Origin of the sequence: Psychrobacillus sp. FSL K6-2836, from assembly GCF_038003085.1 — a bacterium.
Classification (GTDB): domain Bacteria; phylum Bacillota; class Bacilli; order Bacillales_A; family Planococcaceae; genus Psychrobacillus.
In genome coordinates this window covers 503,913-522,618 of record NZ_JBBOOM010000001.1, presented here as the reverse complement: position 1 = coordinate 522,618, position 18,706 = coordinate 503,913, and the positions used below count along the sequence as shown (strand labels likewise).

14 protein-coding genes are annotated in these 18,706 nt (G+C 35.4%); 7 read left to right on the top strand and 7 right to left on the bottom strand.

What is annotated here, in order from left to right:
• Positions 1 to 83: 83 nt before the first annotated feature.
• Positions 84 to 899, bottom strand: a complete 816-nt coding sequence (locus tag MKY37_RS02620; protein WP_340773467.1) for a hypothetical protein — start codon at positions 897 to 899, stop codon at positions 84 to 86.
• A complete protein-coding gene (locus MKY37_RS02615) occupies positions 892 to 1,404 on the bottom strand; it encodes an RNA polymerase sigma factor (protein WP_340773465.1) in 513 nt (170 codons plus the stop codon). The genes MKY37_RS02620 and MKY37_RS02615 overlap by 8 nt, the downstream gene beginning before the upstream one ends.
• 408 nt (positions 1,405 to 1,812) lie before the next feature.
• Between MKY37_RS02615 and MKY37_RS02610 the strand changes: the two genes are divergently transcribed.
• From MKY37_RS02610 to MKY37_RS02590, 5 genes are all read left to right on the top strand, one after another.
• A complete protein-coding gene (locus MKY37_RS02610) occupies positions 1,813 to 2,613 on the top strand; it encodes an NUDIX domain-containing protein (protein ID WP_340773462.1) in 801 nt (266 codons plus the stop codon).
• Positions 2,614 to 2,710: 97 nt separating this feature from the next.
• The gene (locus MKY37_RS02605) at positions 2,711 to 3,262 is read left to right on the top strand and encodes a cysteine hydrolase family protein (protein ID WP_340773460.1); all 552 of its coding nucleotides are present in this window, start codon (positions 2,711 to 2,713) and stop codon (positions 3,260 to 3,262) included.
• A 102-nt stretch (positions 3,263 to 3,364) separates the two neighbouring features.
• Positions 3,365 to 4,828 carry a nicotinate phosphoribosyltransferase gene (locus tag MKY37_RS02600; RefSeq protein ID WP_340773458.1) on the top strand — a complete coding sequence of 488 codons (1,464 nt, stop codon included), beginning with the start codon at positions 3,365 to 3,367 and terminating at the stop codon, positions 4,826 to 4,828.
• A gap of 75 nt (positions 4,829 to 4,903) precedes the next feature.
• Positions 4,904 to 5,518: a nicotinate (nicotinamide) nucleotide adenylyltransferase gene (gene nadD / locus MKY37_RS02595; protein WP_340773456.1), complete on the top strand. Its 615-nt coding sequence runs from the start codon at positions 4,904 to 4,906 to the stop codon at positions 5,516 to 5,518.
• A 720-nt stretch (positions 5,519 to 6,238) separates the two neighbouring features.
• Positions 6,239 to 6,958, top strand: coding sequence for a TrkA C-terminal domain-containing protein (locus MKY37_RS02590; protein WP_340773454.1), 720 nt, complete (start codon positions 6,239 to 6,241; stop codon positions 6,956 to 6,958).
• 165 nt (positions 6,959 to 7,123) lie between these two features.
• Here MKY37_RS02590 and MKY37_RS02585 read toward each other — a convergent pair whose 3' ends face one another.
• Positions 7,124 to 9,313, bottom strand: a complete 2,190-nt coding sequence (locus MKY37_RS02585) for a YhgE/Pip domain-containing protein (protein ID WP_340773453.1) — start codon at positions 9,311 to 9,313, stop codon at positions 7,124 to 7,126.
• Between the two features lie 336 nt (positions 9,314 to 9,649).
• On the opposite strand from MKY37_RS02585, the gene MKY37_RS02580 reads away from it, so the two are divergent.
• A complete protein-coding gene (locus MKY37_RS02580; RefSeq protein WP_340779825.1) occupies positions 9,650 to 10,915 on the top strand; it encodes a M48 family metallopeptidase in 1,266 nt (421 codons plus the stop codon).
• A gap of 210 nt (positions 10,916 to 11,125) precedes the next feature.
• Here MKY37_RS02580 and MKY37_RS02575 read toward each other — a convergent pair whose 3' ends face one another.
• Positions 11,126 to 12,316: an MFS transporter gene (locus MKY37_RS02575; protein ID WP_340773451.1), complete on the bottom strand. Its 1,191-nt coding sequence runs from the start codon at positions 12,314 to 12,316 to the stop codon at positions 11,126 to 11,128.
• Between the two features lie 90 nt (positions 12,317 to 12,406).
• Here MKY37_RS02575 and MKY37_RS02570 point away from each other — a divergent pair, with 90 nt between their 5' ends.
• Positions 12,407 to 14,092 carry an ABC transporter substrate-binding protein gene (locus MKY37_RS02570; RefSeq protein ID WP_340773449.1) on the top strand — a complete coding sequence of 562 codons (1,686 nt, stop codon included), beginning with the start codon at positions 12,407 to 12,409 and terminating at the stop codon, positions 14,090 to 14,092.
• Between the two features lie 356 nt (positions 14,093 to 14,448).
• Here MKY37_RS02570 and MKY37_RS02565 read toward each other — a convergent pair whose 3' ends face one another.
• From MKY37_RS02565 to MKY37_RS02555, 3 genes are read right to left on the bottom strand one after another with little or no spacing between them, the layout of a single operon-like run.
• Positions 14,449 to 16,311, bottom strand: a complete 1,863-nt coding sequence (locus MKY37_RS02565; protein WP_340773447.1) for an ABC transporter ATP-binding protein — start codon at positions 16,309 to 16,311, stop codon at positions 14,449 to 14,451.
• Positions 16,308 to 18,032 (bottom strand): ABC transporter ATP-binding protein, encoded by a 1,725-nt coding sequence (locus tag MKY37_RS02560; RefSeq protein WP_340773444.1) that lies wholly within the window; start codon positions 18,030 to 18,032, stop codon positions 16,308 to 16,310. Before MKY37_RS02560 ends, MKY37_RS02565 begins: the two co-directional genes overlap by 4 nt.
• Positions 18,025 to 18,510, bottom strand: coding sequence for a MarR family winged helix-turn-helix transcriptional regulator (locus tag MKY37_RS02555; protein WP_340773442.1), 486 nt, complete (start codon positions 18,508 to 18,510; stop codon positions 18,025 to 18,027). Before MKY37_RS02555 ends, MKY37_RS02560 begins: the two co-directional genes overlap by 8 nt.
• Positions 18,511 to 18,706: the final 196 nt, after the last annotated feature.

The following is an 18,706-nucleotide window of genomic DNA, read 5'->3' as shown; positions in this document are numbered from 1 at the left end:
TTTTCTCGTCTTAATTAAAATAGTTATCATTCACTATATAATATAGTAGCGTAAACCACTACAATGGTTTTCGCTACTTAAGGTTAAAAATCATCTGCATTCAGTAATATAAATTCTTTTACAAACGCCACAACATCATCTATTGGTTGGTCCAAGTTATAGCCTATATGATAGATATTCCCTTTATAGTAAGTATACAATTCATTTGCAGACGTGACATTTACAGAAATGAGATCAGTCACTTCATCATAATCATAATAACGATATGCAAGTGCAGAGGGGGTTGTGCGAATTTGATGTATAAGGTAGACAGATTCAGTTAGTGATTCTATTTGAACAGTATTGCCAACCCCATCCTCCGTTATTTTTGTGAAGTCATTCGATTTAAATGGATTCACATCACTATTGCTCACCGAAATAACTAAAAAATCGGTAATATTTTTATATTCATCAAGTTGATCGAACATTAACTGCGTTTCGAATCCTTTGTCACTTTCCACAACTATTACCTTGGAATCATATTGTTCTAGTTGTATAGTAGTTTCTGGAATTTTGATTGGGGATAGTGATGCATATTCCACTAAACTTATCGGTCGAAAATATGTCAATTTACGATTAGCTTGATCATCATAATGTCCAAACATTTCACTACTTGTAGCACCACCTCGACTCTCTACTTCAACCAAACTTTCCGCAAGGGAGGAATTAGTAGGAGGTACTGAAGGATTTACTACATGCAAAACAATAAAAATCATTACGATAGTGACAACAGTAACAGTTAATCTATAAAAAAGATGGTTTGTTTTCTTCGGACGATGCAAGTTTGTACGGACATATTGTTTTACGGATTGAGCCTCGTTTGTTAAATTTTGAAGCTCCTTTAATCGAAAGTTAGTCATTTAATAGCACCTCCCAATCTGCTTTTTTTAATTGTTCCTTTAAACGTTCTCTCGCTTTTTTTAGTCGAGATTTAATCGTGCTTTCAGGTACTTTTAACAAAGAGGAAATTTCTTTTGTCGTATATCCTTCAAAATAATAGTAAGTAATCGTTTCCCTTTGTTTTAGTGGTAAAGCGAAAATAGCTTCACTTATTTCATCCACTTCCTCTTTTCGTAAAAGGCGATCAGGATTACTAACGGATTGTGGAAACATTTTTTCAACTAATTTCGTTTTCCGATAATGCCAGCTTTTTAAGTAATCCTTGGATTGATTAATAACCATCCTCAACAAGTAAGGCTTCATCTCCTCATCGCTTAATGTAACTTGTTTATGATAAAACCGAATAAACACTTCCTGTACAATATCTTGCGCAGTATGTATATTATGTGTGTAATAATAACTCACTCGAAGCATTTCTTTTGTATATAGCTGCATGAGCCTCTCTAACTTATCTTCATCTATCAAGAAATTTCCCCCTCTATTAGGAAAACGATTCTACTGTTCAAAAAGACGATTCTAAAAAAAATTTCCATGCACAAATAACTTACTACAACCAAAATAGAATGATTGACTATTATTTTACATTATTTGAAATCATATTTTGCATATAAATAAGCAAAATCGCACTACTTCTAAATATTAATGTAAATAAATGTAAGATCTCTTTGCTTCAAGAATTTGTTCTTATTGTGTGGAAGATATATCTATATTTGGTATCCTACAACTTATAGATGAAGTACAAAAACCCCTTTGTTTATATCCAATGCAGAGAGAATTTAATGAAAAAGGTTGAATAATTAATGAAGTAAGCATATAATAAAAATAAATAGTAATTCGCCAATTACAAATTACTAAGTGAGATGAGGTCCATTTATGACAAAGTATAAGACAGAAGAAGAAGTACTGGAGAATTACGATAGTTCTAAATACCGCACACCAGATGGTTATACTTCGGATATCGCTATTTTCACGATTGTATCTGAAAAAGTATTAGAAAAAGCACCACCAAAGATGAGGCTTAATATCATGCTGATCAAGCGAGCTGATATAGATAACGAGGGTAACCCTAATATCGAAGGGGGGAAATGGGCACTTCCTGGAGGTTTCGTGGATGTTCCAAAAAGAGAAACCGCTTATACGGCAGCTAAGAGAGAATTGAAAGAAGAAACAAATGTAGAAGGCTTGCATGTTAAACATTTTGGTGTTTATGACGAATTTGGACGCGATCCTCGTGGATGGATGATTTCAAATGCCTTTTATGCTATTGTTCCCGAAGAAAATATAGGACAGCGAGAAGCAAATGATGATGCTGCGGAAGTAGAATTATTCGATATTGACGAAGTATTCAAGCTAGATTTAGCTTTTGACCACCGGAAAATTATTAAAGATGCTTTAAAGTTCATAAAAAAAGAGATGATTCAATCAACTGTAGCTAAAAACTTTCTACCGAAAGAGTTCACATTGTCCGAATTACAAAGAGTGCTCTTAACCGTTGGAGATGATCCACGTATTTCAAATGATTCGGTATTCTTTACCAAAGTGCCAAAGCTTCCCTTTATAGAAAAGGTAACAGATAAAGAAGGAAAGCCGAAAAAAACAAATAGAAATTCATTTAGACCGTCACAATTATATTCATTTAATGACTTTGAGATTATAGAGTCCATATATCATTAGGAAAGTATTTTTCTTTCCTAAATATTTTTAAAATTAGTACTTTGTAATTTTATAATTACAAAGTATAAATTAAAATTTAACTTGAGGAGAAGTGAATATGAACAAACGAGCATTGATTAATATTGATTATACGGAAGACTTTGTAGCTACAAATGGTTCTTTAACTTGTGGAGAACCAGGACAAAAATTGGAATCAAAAATCACTAAGTTAACAGAGGAATTTATTGTTAATGGAGATTTTACGGTGTTTGCTGTTGATGTCCATGAACTAGAGGATAAATATCATCCAGAGAAGAAACTATTTCCCCCACATAATATTAGAAATACAGAAGGTAGAAATTTATATGGCTCATTAAAAAATATATACGAAGCAAATAATAACGCGAATAACGTCTACTATATGGATAAAACAAGATATTCAGCTTTTGCTGGAACGGATCTAGAAATAAAGTTGCGTGAGCGCGGAATTATTGAGATTCACTTAGTTGGAGTTTGTACAGATATTTGTGTACTCCATACAGCAATCGACGCATATAACAAAGGTTTTCATATTGTCATCCATAAAGATGCTGTAGCTTCCTTTAACCAAGGAGGACATGAATGGGCATTGGCACATTTTGAAAATTCACTTGGAGCTAGAGTTATTTAAAAGTGAAAGGGATAAGCGTAGGGGCTAGTTTTGATGGATTTGATTTAATGACACATTTATACGAATTGGTAAGAAAATAAAAAGAAAATGGAGGAAAATAGAATGACATATGTAGACGATAGTTTAATGTTACACACAGACCTTTATCAAATTAATATGGTGGAGACCTATTGGAATGATGGGATTCATAACCAAAAAGCGGTTTTTGAAATGTATTTCCGTAAGCTTCCTTTTGGAAATGGATATTCAATCTACGCAGGATTACAACGTGTTATGGAGTTTATTGAGAGTTTTAGGTTTTCTGAGAGTGATATCGCATATCTGAGCGAGATTGGGAGTTATTCAGAGTCATACCTGGAATACCTAAGTAACCTTAAATTCACTGGAACGATTAGTTCTATGAAAGAAGGAGAATTGGTATTTGCAAATGAACCAATTATTCGAATAGAAGCACCACTAGCAGAAGCCCAACTTATTGAAACAGCACTATTAAATATAGTGAATTTCCAAACATTGATTGCAACAAAAGCTTCACGAATCAAACAAGTGATTAAAGATGAGACGGCAATGGAGTTTGGTACAAGACGAGCTCATGAATTCGATGCTGCTATTTGGGGTACTCGAGCTGCGTATATAGGAGGATTCTCTGCTACGAGTAATGTGAGAGCAGGGAAATTATTTGGTATCCCTGTGGCAGGAACACATGCACATGCTATGGTTCAAGCTTATCATGATGAATATGTAGCATTTACAAAATATGCAAGTACTCATAAAGATTGTGTTTTCTTAGTAGACACTTATGACACGCTACGTTCCGGAGTTCCAAATGCTATCCGTGTAGCAAAGGAATTTGGAGATAAGATTAATTTTATTGGCATTCGATTAGATAGTGGAGATATGGCTTACCTTTCAAAAGAAGCAAGAAAAATGTTGGATGCAGCTGGTTTTACAAAAGCGCAAATATCAGCATCTAATGATTTAGACGAATACACTATTATGAACCTAAAAGCACAAGGGGCTAGAATTGATACATGGGGTGTAGGAACAAAATTGATAACTGCTTATGATCAGCCTGCTCTTGGTGCTGTATATAAATTAGTTGCTATTGAGGATCCGAACGGAGAAATGGTTGATACCATTAAAATCTCTGCTAATCCTGAGAAAGTAACAACACCTGGACGCAAACGAATTTATCGTATCATCAATAACGCCAATGGTCATGCTGAGGGAGATTATATTGCGTTAGCTCATGAAAATCCACAAGAGGAGGAACGATTGAAAATGTTTCATCCCGTACACACCTACATTAGCAAATTCGTAACAGACTTTACAGCTAAAGAGTTGCATGTAGATGTGATTGTAGATGGTTCTGTTGTATATAAAATGCCAACAATTCAAGAAGTACAATTATATGCAAAAGATAATCTTGGGTTATTATGGGATGAGTATAAACGTACGATGAATCCAGAAGAATACCCAGTAGATTTGAGTCAAGCTTGTTGGGATAACAAGATGGTGTTGATCAAAGATATACAAAGAAAAGTTACAGAGATGACTCATCGATGAATCATGAGATTACTTTGTAAAAGGCATTTGAAAAAATAGTGGAGAATTAAACAACTGATAAGGAGGGAATATTCCATGGGTAAAATTGGTATTTACGGATCTTCATTTGATCCAATCACAAATGTACATTTATGGACTGCAAGCACTGTTGCACATCGTTGTAAATTAGATCAGGTAATCTTCTTACCCTGTTCAAATAAAAGAAAAGATAAACGGATGAAAACGGAAGATGACCATCGTTGGAATATGCTTCAAATAGCTATAGAAGATGACAGTCGTTTTATTGCAGATGATCATGAAATGAAACAAGAAGCGTGGAATATATATACGTATGATACAATGGAACACTTTAAAAAGAAATATCCGAATGATGAAGTGTACTTCATTATGGGAGCTGATTTGTTAATAGATATAGGAAAAGGAGAATGGGTCAAAGGGAGAGAGTTAGTTTCTGAAAATAAATTCATTGTGATGGCAAGAAATGGAGTAGATATGCTATCAACGATTAGTCGCTCGGCTATTTTAAGAAATAATGACGATGGATCAACATTCCACTTAATAGATAAGGGATTAGCTATGGAAATTAGTTCGACGTATATTAGAGAAGAAATTTCTATGGGAGGAGAACCTAGATATTTATTGCCAAATCAATGCTATAACTATATAAAAAAACATGAACTATATAGTTGAGAATACTTCCTGTGCTAGAAACAAATCGGAAAAATATATTTTCATCCCGGTTTCACAAAGAGCAATTCAAAATGAGGACAAAACGAATTAATTAATCTGGCAGTAGTCAGCAGTGGATCTAATGAAATGATAATCGAAGTCTGTGGGAGGAGCATGTCGCATGGACCAGAATACTAATATTAGCCTTACGTTTAACTTGCCAGATGTAAGTTTATAGATAATGACAATAATTTCACATCTAAAAATAGAAGGATAAAACACTTTAACATAACTTATACGAGTGAAAGTGAAATGATTCTGAGTCGGTTTACGGCAAACAAAACTGTGATAAACCAGAAATAACCCATAGCATGCAGTTAGAATAATTGCTAAAAAGTATTTGACGATTTAATATTGTTGAATGCTTTTTTTATTATTAAAGTTTTTTTCAATTTTTATAGAAATAGTAGTTTTCCAATATTCTTTAAATATTTGTTTTCGTTGATTGTCTAGCGTTTCTTTGTCGAGTTTCTGATTTCTTCTAATTTTTTTATTTGAAAATGCTTCGGTTGAAGAGAGTGGAGGAAACACTAAAAGTTAAGGTATTTATGTTTTAATCTTGCTGCAAATGGGAAAGTGATGTTAAAAGTTTACCGTAATATATATTTATCAATTATTGGATAAAATAGATTAACTTAGAGGTTTTTATATTCCTCACAGTTTAAATCGGAGGTGGACCATATGGGGTTTGTATTTATTTTAATATATTTAACCATTATTTTAGTTGTAATAGAAATTAATACCGTTCTGTTTACTTTTACTGGGTTAAAAAAGCATATTGCCAGATTTCAGGTTATCTCCATGCTTACAGGTACTGGATTTACCACAGGAGAATCAGAACTAATCATTGACCACCCCATACGCAGAAGAATTGGAGCTTTTTTAATTCTCTTTGGGGCATTTTCTTTAGCGGTTATTATTTCTGCAATTAGTAGCATACTCTCTGATGAATTTCACACTATGAAAATAGGCTATGTTGCAGGAGTATTGGTTTTGTTTCTATTTGTTTTGAAAGTAGGTAAAGTAAAGAACAGACTAACTGTCTTTTTCGAGCATGAACTGGAAAGCAACTTTGAGCTTCAGGATTTGACAATAAAGGATGTCTTCCTAAAAGAAAAGAATGATTACTTAGTGGAAGTTCCTCTCCACAGCTCTTCCACTATGATTGGAGGGGAGCTAATAGAAAAACTAAATTCAGAGGAAGACATAAATATTCTATTAATAAAGCGTGGTGAAATCATTATCCGAAAGGAAAGACTTAATACTGAACTTCAAGCTGGAGACTTCATCCTAATGTTCGGTGACAAAGAAGTGATTAGGAATATGTTTAAAACGGAACTGAAAGAACATGAAGCGGAGACGAAAGGCGAAATTGATCGAAGGAATAATATCCAATCCTAAATGAGTAGTTTTAACTCAAAATTACTAGAGAATATGCTAGATGGGGCAAGTTCTAGTTTTCATATTAAATTTTGTATGATTTCATTCTACTTAAAAAACCTTGATTGGCAATGCCTTTCAAGGTTTTGTTCGACTGGTCCGATAACTAGGTACCTGACATTAATTTTAATGAAATAATCCGGATTCACGTGACTTTTTCAACATTAGTTTTGTTTTTTGGTTTATTTTTTTCTTTAGGAAGGTGCCTAATATTAAAAACGATAGACTGAAGAGTAGAAGGTGGGATGCATCCCGTATTGCTCTTTGCCACACAATGCCACCTACAGCTTCTCGCATAATATCTACCGCATACGTAAAAGGAAGCGCAGGATTAATCGCTTGAAAAAACTCAGGTAATAGAACGACTGGATAGGTTCCACCTGCCCCGGCAATCTGTAAGACGAGCATAATAATTGCTAAGGCTTTTCCAATGTCACCAAATAGAGAAACGAGGGTGTATACAATAGTCATGAAAACGAAACTAATAAGGAATCCAAATAGTATAAACCAATAGGAATCCTTGACATCCACACCTAATAGAACAATGTCTCCTACTGTTACAATCAACGCTTGTAGTAGACCAATTGCTGAAAATGTAAACAACCTACCGAAATATACGGAGCGTTCACTTACATTATTATCATGGTTGGCATCTGTAGCAAGTAGTGAGATAAGAAGCAAGCAACCGACCCATATAGCAAGAACTGTATAAAAAGGGGTCATACCTGTCCCATAATTTGCGATAGGGAAAAGTTTATTTTCATTTAAAACAATTGGTTCTTCAAAAAAACTACGTTCCGCTTGTGGATCATTGCGTAGTAACTGGATTATTTCAAGGATATTCGTTTCCCCCTGAACTTTTCGAATCCTTTCTGCTAATTGCTTCACTTTATCATTTATATATGGATACTGCGCCAATGCCCGATCCAATGTAGTTTTTCCGTCTTTAAGATGAGTGTTTGTGCTATTTAGTGTACGGGCGACTTCTGGTAACGTGGACTGTATATTGCTCAGCATTTCTTTGGCATTTTCTAGAGTCTTTTTTGCTTTGGATACTTCGGAAATAACAGTTGGTTCAATCGTGTTTTTGTATTCGAGAATAAAGGTATCCAGTTGGACGGATGTATTTAGGGTTATTTTTTGTAAATCATTCACTGTCTTTTGCATTTGTTGCTCTTTATCTTTTACTATTGTATCGATTGTTCTTGCATTTGTTTGCACTTCTTGTAAAAAAGTTTTCAGTTCGTTTGTTTTATCAATTGCATTTGCCAATTTTGATTGTTGTTCTAAGTTATTTTCTTCCAAATTAGATTCATTTGTGCTTTTGGACAAATCTTCTAGCCAATTGAGGTCCTTCTCGATGGAGTCCACTGTTTGAATATTGGAGGTTATCTTGTTGTCGAGATCCTTTTTTAACCCATCCAACTCCGTATTATCTAATTCGATGTTTTGCACGTTTTGAAGAAGTTCATTTGCACTTTTTGAAATCTTTGATACTTTTTCCAAATCATTCTCAACTACAGGAGCCAGTTCATTTAAACGATTTTGTGCCTTAGTCAAGAAATCGATTGTTTTTTCAATGGAACTCAAACCTTCTGTCGTTACTTGCTCTGCAAGTGGCATCATTGATTGTGATTGCGTGATAATTTTCTGTGCGGAAGAAGCATCTTTTTGAGCATCTGTTAGCAAATTGTGAATCATTGGCAATTCTTGTTCCAATTTAAAAACATAGTTTTCGAAGTTTTGAATATCCGGTAGGTCATTTTCAATTTCAATTCCTAAATCATTAAAAAGATCGAAAATGACACCATTCACACTTGAGATAAACTGGCTGCTAACTTTTTGAACAATAACCGTTGCACCTTTTTCTGTTATTTTTGGCGCAATGGAGTTTATTTTTTCATTTACATAGTATTCAATTTCCGCCTTCTCGGGATGATCCGAAACGACGGAAGCTAACTTTTCGGAAAAGTTTTCGGGAATAATTATGACAGCAAAATAATCACCGTATTCAACTTTTTCCATAGCCGTTTTTCGAGAAGTAAAAGACCATTTCATATCTGGACTATTTTTTAATGTATTGGTTAGGTCATTACCAACGTTTAGCTGTTCTCCTCGAACTTTCGCTCCTGCATCTTCGTTCACAATGGCTACAGGGAGCTGATCAGTTTTAGCATAGGGATCCCAAGATGCATAAATATTAAGCCATGCATATAAAGAAGGCAGGAAAACCAAACCAGCTATAAGAATTGCAGCCACCCAATTCTTGCTTATATTTTGAATGTCTGTCTTGAAAATATTCCAACTATTTTTCATAACCAGTCCACCCTACTAAAATTGAAGTTGATAGGTATTCGATATTTTTAGTATGCCCCCAATTAATAGTGACTAACCTAAGAAGGACAGGGGATTAGTAAGAATAAGCTTTAGGTACTTGGTGCTCAAACAATATAAGGATCGGCTTCCTTTTTCGCTGAAATATGGAAATCGGAATAGGGACATATATATTACTCTAATTATATTTTTGTCACCCGGCTCAATGACAAAGAAAATTGCAACTTCTTCAAAGTAGCCTATCACTATAATTGGTTCTATCTTTCTTTTTTTTGATTACACTTAATGTAAGAAAGTGTGAATGGAGTTGAAGTGCATTTGGCGAAAAAATACGGAATTACCGCTCTTTTGTTATTTGGGGTATATGCATTATTGATGTATGTATATATTTTTCATAGTAATGGTGGGGGTATCCCGGAATCGTTGAAAGGGACGGTTGCAGATCCACAAGTTTTTATGTCTGAGCAAGAATTATACCTTAGTGAGGAGTATTCAAAAATAAAGAATTTCCTCTTTTTTGTAGCAACACCGTTCGAGTGGCTTGTCTATATATTTGTATTAACTACCGGACTTTCTCAAGCGTTTGAAAAATGGAATCCCTTTCGAAATAAATGGGGAATAGTGCAAAACGGAGTATATTTATTTTTACTTTCTCTTTTTATATTTATCGTATTCTTTCCTTTAGACTATTACCGATATTCTTTAGGAAAGAGCTATGGGATCAGTACCCAAGTTTTCGCTTCCTGGATGCGAGATAATGTAATTGGTTTTTGGATAGACTTCGCAATGACTGTAGTAATTGTGTCCGTCCTCTATTGGCTGATTAAGAAAAGTCCTAAAAAATGGTGGCTAATAGCTTGGCTATTAATGATTCCATATTCCATTTTCCTTATGTTTATCCAACCGGTAGTAATCGACCCATTGTATAATGATTTTTACCCATTAACGAATAAAGAATTAGAGACGAAAATACTCACGTTAGCCGAACAAGCAAATATTCCAACCGAGCATGTGTATGAAGTGAATATGGCGGAAAAGACAAATGCGCTAAATGCTTATGTTACGGGTATTGGTAGTAATTCCAGAATTGTATTATGGGATACGACGTTAAACCGTTTATCAGAAAATGAGATTCTCTTCATTATGGCCCATGAAATGGGACACTATGTGGAGAAACATATATATTTCGGAATAGCTGAATATATTTTAACTATGTTTCTGGGGCTCTGGTTAACAGCGAAAATAATGCCTTGGATCGTCGATAGGTTTGGGCGTAGTTTAAAAATAAAGCAGATAAATGCTATTCACTCGTTACCATTGTTTTTACTAATTACATCCTTTCTATTATTCGCTTCAAGTCCACTTTCAAATTATATTTCTAGATATCAAGAAACAAGGGCTGATCAGTATGCAATAGAGTTAGTCACAGACCCAAGTGCTGCTGTGAGCACTTTTCAAGAACTTACAAGAGCCGGGTTAAATGAAGTGAATCCTCCATTCCTCGTAAAATGGTTTCGATATTCCCATCCGACAATGCTAGAAAGGATTAATAAGGTAGCCAATGAAATAAAATCTAAAGAGTAAATAAGTAGATAATTTAAAAGACTTGTCCTTTATAAAAGGCAAGTCTTTTAAATCGTCCTCCATCTAATCTAACGAGAAAGAAAACAATCAACATGATTAACCTGGATGTAGAAGGATACAAGTCATAATTCTCTACTGCCTTTTTAATTTAACGGGAAAGAATTCATTTCGAATAACCTTTTATATATTCATTTTTTATTTCACAAGATCCTACACTAACTTTTGGAAATTGTTTTTTCGCAACAGTATACAAATGCTAAGTACTATCGATGCTGAGATGATGAAAATATATGGTATTGGAAATGTTTCTGCCCAAATCCCCCCAAAAAATAATCCAATTGGTAGCGCTAATTTCATGAACATAGAAGAAGTCCCCGCGACACGACCAAGCAAATGATTCGGTGTGGATTCTTGACGAATTGCTAGATAAATAATATTGGTAATAACCGTCGTACACGAACGAAAAGCTAATAAAATCCCAAGTTGCCACCAAGTTGTTGCAAAGAAGAAGAAAACAAGAACGAAAGCATCTATGGCATGTAGCCCAATATATATAGAACCTCTAGTCCAGCGTTTTCTTAATGGCTTAATAAGTCGTGCCCCTACAAGCCCTCCTAGTGCAGCAATTGAATACATAAGACCAAGCTGCTCCTTCGTTTCACCTAATATATCAACGACATAAAACATAAGTACCCCAATAATTAAACTAGTTGCTAAGTTTACTAATAAAATAGAAAGTGTTGGGGTAAGAAGCAGTTTATTACCAAATAATTCTTGAATTCCTTCCTTCATATCTTCAAGTAGTGACTGCTTCTTCAGGCGTTCGGGAGTTGTTGTCTGATCAATAAAAAGACTAATGATCCAAATAGTAAGTAGCGATACTGTGTATACGATCATTAAATGATCGTAGGCAATTATAAGTAGTAGCGCACCAGCCAAGGAAGGTCCAATAATTGAGACAAATGTATTTACAAAAGAAAATTTCGCTTGAATATCGGTCATCCACTTTTTATAGAACAGCTGCGGAATAATAGCGTGAGTAGCATTACCAACAGTATAACTAACGGTTGAAATGAGAAAGCCTAAAAGGTACAAATGCCATGGCTCCACTGCATTTAAGTAAATAACAAACGTTAAGAAGGCGGAAAGGAGCACCTTTAGGAATCCACCATATGTAATCATCATATTACGATTCACGCGGTCAACAATAGCTCCGGCAAGCATACCTAACAAAACATTCGGCAAAAAATCAACAATCCGCATTGTACTCATTGCTAAAGCTGATTGGGATAAATCATATATAAGTAAAGGCAAAATGAATGTGTAAATGGTACTTCCAAATGTGGATAAAATCGTAATGGAATAGAGAATAGTAAAGTTTTTATTGCGATATAAATTCATATAAACCCTCCTATACAAATGATAAAATAATAAAAGAAGAACAAAAAGTGAAATATAAAATAAATTTGTTCACCTTTTAGGGGGATATGGATGATTCGATATTTATTGCCTTTATATGAAAAGTTCGAGCCATTTACAAATTATGAGACGACGATTGAGGAGCTATCAAATACTTGGAACTGCTCAACAAGGTATGCGAAAACCATTATTAAAAAGTGCTATGAGTCAGGTTGGGTCGACTGGGAGACCTATCAAGGTCGTGGAAAAAAGCCACAGTTAAAAATCAAGCTACCAAAACTACAGGCAATATTTATAGAGTTTGATAAACAGTGGCAAGGAGCACAGTATGACAAAGCTTACAAGCTGCTACACAAATATCAGCTATTAGGGAAACCAGAGGTGAATACATGGCTGATAGATAGATACGGGTTTACCAAATCTGACGATGAACAAGATGTTTTTCGTTATCCCTACCCAAAAGTTGAACTTATTTTAGATCCTCTTAAAGGATTATCAAGACATGACAGCCATATCGCACAACAAATATTTGGAACATTATTTGAATTTTGTACTGAAACACAGCAAGCTCGACCGAATTTAGTATTTGCCTATCATACTGTAGATCACCGTGTATGGAGATTTACACTTCGTAAAGATGTCACGTTCCATGATGGGGAAAAGCTAACGAGTCGTGATGTAGTCGCATCATTAAAGAGAACGATGAATACAGTATTTGATTTGTTTACGATTGTGAAAATTATTTCACTGAATTCGTATAGTATCGAAATTACACTTAAAAATCCGAATGCATTATTTCCACGTCTCTTGTGCAGTACTAAAATGGCGATTGTATCTTATGAGTGGATAAAAGGTGGAGAAATAGGAGTTCCTGTTGGCTCTGGACCGTTCCAGTTAACTATTTTTAAAGAGGAATATATGCAATTAACTGCCTTTCCTAATTACTTTAAAGAACGCCCATGGATTGATGTTGTAGAAATTATCCATACGCCGGCAATAGTTAAGTTTGGGCTATCAACTAGCCCAATTGATGTTACGATTCCGCATACAAAGAAAACTTTTCATGAAGAAGGTGGGGACTTTATATTATTAAATACTACTTCACATAGCGTTCTACAAGATGAGCAGCTTAGAAGGACCGTTTATTCACTTATTAACCCGAATGAATACTGCTTAAAGGAATACGGTGAAACGGTGGCACATAGCTTTTTCTTAAATGCAGATGAAGTAGTCGTACCAATAAAAGATCTAGTTCCAGGAAATTATTTTCCAAAATTAAAAATCGGGGTACAGCAAATTCGTGCGAATGTAAACCATTTACGAGAGGCAAACATCTTAAGTGAGCGTCTAACGGCTTACGAAATTGAGCATGAAATAGAGCTAGCACCTTACCGTACACCTTCAGATCAACTTGCATCCAATTACGATATTTATATAGGTGGTGTTGCCTTAGGGCAAGATCGAATTATATCGTTACTTCATATTTTTCAATCGGTTCAATTTCCGTATATGACGTTTCTTAATGGTAATGTAAAGGGACAGGTAGATGAATTATTGGAACAGATATTGAATTATACAGATGACCAGCTAGTGTTTAAATTGTTTATAGAGGTTGAAAAGATCATGCAACAAGCAGCAACTATTAAGTTTCTATCTCACCGTACACATAATTTATACATTCGAGATGATAGTCCGTTCGCCGGTATTGAAATGGAAACAAACGGGAAAATAGATTACAGGAAAATATATCGAATTTAATAAATTTTGATAACTAAAGAAGTAAGTGAGTGGAGCAAGAAGGAGTATATTTGTTGCTAGAGACCTTTTTGGTAAACTTTTTTAACTCCCATGAAAATTTAAAAAAGCTCAGAGTCTAATAAATTGCTTAACAAAAGAGCAGATTAGTGAAACTTGGGAGACCAAAAAGTAGATTTAGACTGGAACAATTCAGTCTTGTTCTACTTAATGTACTTATTCTATTGATCCTCAAAGAGCTATTAATACATACGTTTTAACCTGCAAACCAAACCTATGTAATAAGCATATAGATAGAAAAGATGAATAAATGTATGTAAGAAAAAAGAGAGTCAGGCGAATGACTCTCTCTCATATGTTTAAATCGCTTTTTTAGTTGAAAATTGACTGTTATATAGATCCGCATAGAAGCCATTTTTTTCGATGAGTTCTACGTGGCTTCCTTGTTCAATTACTTTCCCTTGATTCATTACTAATATTAAGTCTGCATCTCTAATAGTAGAAAGTCGATGGGCTATAACGAAGCTAGTTCGTTCTTTCATTAAACGATTCATCGCTTGTTGAATTAGCAATTCTGTACGAGTATCCACACTAGAAGTGGCTTCATCTAAAATCATGATTGGTGGATTTGCAAGAACGGCGCGAGCGATTGTTAATAGTTGTTTTTGACCTTGCGAAATATTGGATGCTTCTTCGTTCAAAACTGTATCGTAGCCATCCGGTAAAGTGCGTATGAAATGGTCGGCACGGGCTGTTTTAGCAGCTGCAAATATTTCTTCGTCTGTCGCTCCGTCTTTGCCGAAAGCAATATTGTCTTTAATCGTGCCATTAAAGAGCCAAGTATCTTGAAGAACCATTCCAAATGTTGTGCGCAAATCTGAACGTGACATCATTCGAGTATCATGGCCATCTATTGTTATTTTTCCGTTATTTAACTCATAAAATCTCATTAATAAATTGATCAATGTTGTTTTCCCAGCGCCAGTTGGACCTACTATCGCAACCGTTTGACCTGGAAGCACATTAATATTCATATTTTCTATTAATAGCTCTTCTCCATAACCAAAGTCTACTTGTTCAAACGTTACGGCACCTTCCGCTCTAAATAGCGTTTCGGTAGTTATTTCTTTTTCTTCCTCTTCTTCATCCAGTAATTCAAATACACGTTCGGCAGCTGCTACGGTCGACTGAACGATGTTAGCAATATTGGCTGTTTGCATTACCGGTTGTGTAAATTGCTTAGAATAAGTGATAAAAGCTTGTATATCACCAATTGAAATGGCACGTTGTATAACTAATATTCCACCGACAACACTTATCACGACATAGCTTAAATTTCCGATTAAAGACATCATCGGCATGATAATCCCAGAGATAAATTGAGCTTTACGACCGGCGTCATACAATTGCTCATTCACTTCGTCGAACTCGGCTAGTGCTTCCTTCTCATGACCAAATACTTTAACGACTTGGTGTCCTGTATACATTTCTTCAATATGACCATTCAACTGCCCCAATGTCCGTTGTTGGTCGGCAAAATGCTTTTGCGATCTTTTCAAAATCGGTTGAATCACAAACATCGATAACGGTAAGCTGATAATAGTGATTAAAGTTAGTATTGGACTTATTGTAAGCATCATTACAATTATACCGACTATTGTAACAATGGAGGTAATAAACTGTGTTAAACTTTGTTGAAGTGTACTTCCAATTGTATCGATATCATTCGTCACACGACTTAGTGTCTCTCCATTTGGCCTTCCGTCATAATATTTAAGTGGAAGTTTTTCAAGTTTGTTATTTACATCTTCGCGTAAATCATAAACCGTTTTTTGTGCAACACTTGACATGATGTATTGCTGAATATAGGTAAACAGACTGCTTATGACATACAGACCCGCTAGTAGCAAAAGAAGTTTACCAATTGCATCAAAATCGATTCCTGCACCTGGCACTCCTGAAAGTTTTCCATATGCGCCTTCAAATAATATTGTAATTGCGTTCCCCATAATTTTAGGACCGACAATCGCAAATACAGTACTTAAAATAGCAGCGATAAACACTGCAATTAGTTGATTGCGACGAGGTTTTAAGTAAGACAGAAGGCGACGTAATGTACCTTTAAAATTCTTCGCCTTCTGCCCGCCCATCATCATCATGTTTCCTCCGCCAGTTCCCGTGGGATGTCCGCCTTGAGACTGCGATTTTTTTTGCTTGCTCATGCGATTTCCTCCTCTGAGAGCTGTGATTCGACTATTTCACGATATACATTATTCTTTTCAAGAAGATCTTGATGAGTGCCAATTCCTACAATTTCGCCTTTATCTAATACGATAATTTGATCAGCATCGGCTACAGTGCTAACTCTTTGTGCAACAATCACCACAGTGGAATTGGTAGTTTCGTCATTGAGTGCTTCTCGAAGTTTTGCATCTGTTTTGAAATCGAGCGCCGAAAAACTATCATCGAAAACGTAAATGTCAGGTTTACGAACGAGCGCCCTTGCAATCGATAGACGTTGTTTTTGCCCTCCAGATACATTCGAACCACCTTGTGTAATAACTGCATCGTATTCGTCGTCCATTTTGCTTATAAAATCTTCAGCTTGTGCAATACGAGCAGCATGCTCAATCTCCTCTTGTGTTGCATCTTGTTTTCCGTACCGTATATTTTCCTTAATGGTACCGGAAAAGAGAAGTGCTTTTTGAGGTACAAACCCAATTTTCGAACGTACCTCATCTTGGGAAGCTTCGCGAATATCGACACCGTTTACACGAATGGTCCCACTTGTCACATCATAAAAACGAGGTATCAAGTTTACAAGCGTCGACTTACCAGCACCTGTACCTCCGATAATTGCAGTTATTTCTCCTGACCTTGCTTGAAAGGTAATATTCGATAAAGCTGACTCTTCGGCTCCTGGATAACTAAAAGATACATGATCAAATTCAAGTGTTCCCCGTTCTTTATCCGCCGATTTTGTTCCCTCAGTCAAGTAGATCGGTTTTTTACTAAGTACTTCGTTAATCCGATTTGCTGAAACTGCAGCCCGGGGGACCATGATGAACATCATGGATGCCATAACAAGCGCGAACATAATTTGCATTACATATTGTATGAACGCCATTAAATCACCAATTAACATGGAGCCCCCGTCAATACGAATTCCACCGAACCAAATGATTAAAACTACAGTTATATTCATTACGAGCATCATGACTGGCATTAAGAATGCCATAACTTTGTTCACTTTAATGGATACATCCGTCAAATCTTTATTTGCTTTTTGAAGGCGCACCTTTTCCTGCTTTTCATGGTTAAACGCACGGATAACACGAATTCCAGTCAAATTTTCACGTAATACTAGATTTAAGCGATCTAACCGCTTCTGAACAGTTTTGAAAAGCGGTACACCTTTATACAAAATTAGTAATACGGAAGCTACTAACATAGGCATCGTAAGAACAATCACAAGGGATAATTTAGCATCTTTAGATACAGCCATAATTATTCCTCCAACAAACATAATTGGAGCGCTGACAACCATACGAAGCATCATAATTACCACTTGCTGAACTTGGGTAATATCATTTGTCGTTCTAGTAATAAGTGAAGCAGTACCAAACTCGTCAAATTCTTGTAGTGAAAATTGCTCTACATGTTTAAAAACCTTGCGGCGGATATCCCTTCCTAGTCCTATTGCTGCTTTGGAGGAGTAGTAACTTGCAGCGATTGATGCAATGGCACCAAATGCAGCCACCAAGAGCATTAGACCACCAATTTTCCAAATATAAGATGTATCACCAATCACAACGCCTTTATCAATAATATCTGCCATTAGCGTTGGTAAATAAAGGTCAGCCATAGATTGTATAAAAACGAATCCTAGCACGGAAAGAACAATCCACTTATACACTGATAAGTTTTTTAAAAGTTTAATCATTGTGGATGTTCTCCTTTGTGATGATTTCATTTTCTAATAAATCAGCGATATGAAGGAGCGTATTTTGTAGCTCTTCAAATTTCTTGTCGTCAATGGTGTTTATAATGGTTTCAATTGTATGATGAATGCTTCCTTTTTGAAGACTTATTTTTTCAAACAATGCGTTTCCTTTTTCGCTAAGTATTAAATGCATCTCCCTTCGATTATCCTGAACCGGCTGCCTATTGATCCATGCCGTTTGAACAAGGCCATCAACGGCTTGACTTAAAGTACTTTTCGGAATTTGTAATATTTCCCCTAATTGTTTTTGAGTCATTTCTTTGCGTGGTGCAATAATCATTAATACCGAATATTGTGGAATCGATAGATCATTTTCTTGAGCAGTATTATGTACAAAACGCATTAGGTTTCTGTTCACACGCCAAAATGAATGTAAAAACTCCGATGATTTGTTATCAGATACACTGTTAAAATCCATTATTTATCACTCCGTTCTCATTAGAATAGTTCGCTTATGAACAGTTCTTAAATGGTTACTTTAATTTACTCTTACTTATGAAAGGAGTCAACCATAAAGGGAGGGGAGTGATTCTATAAAAATTTAATACACAGAAAAAGCTAGCCGAAAAAGCTAGCTCTTCACTATGCTCATGTCATTTTTAAAGGTGCTCCTT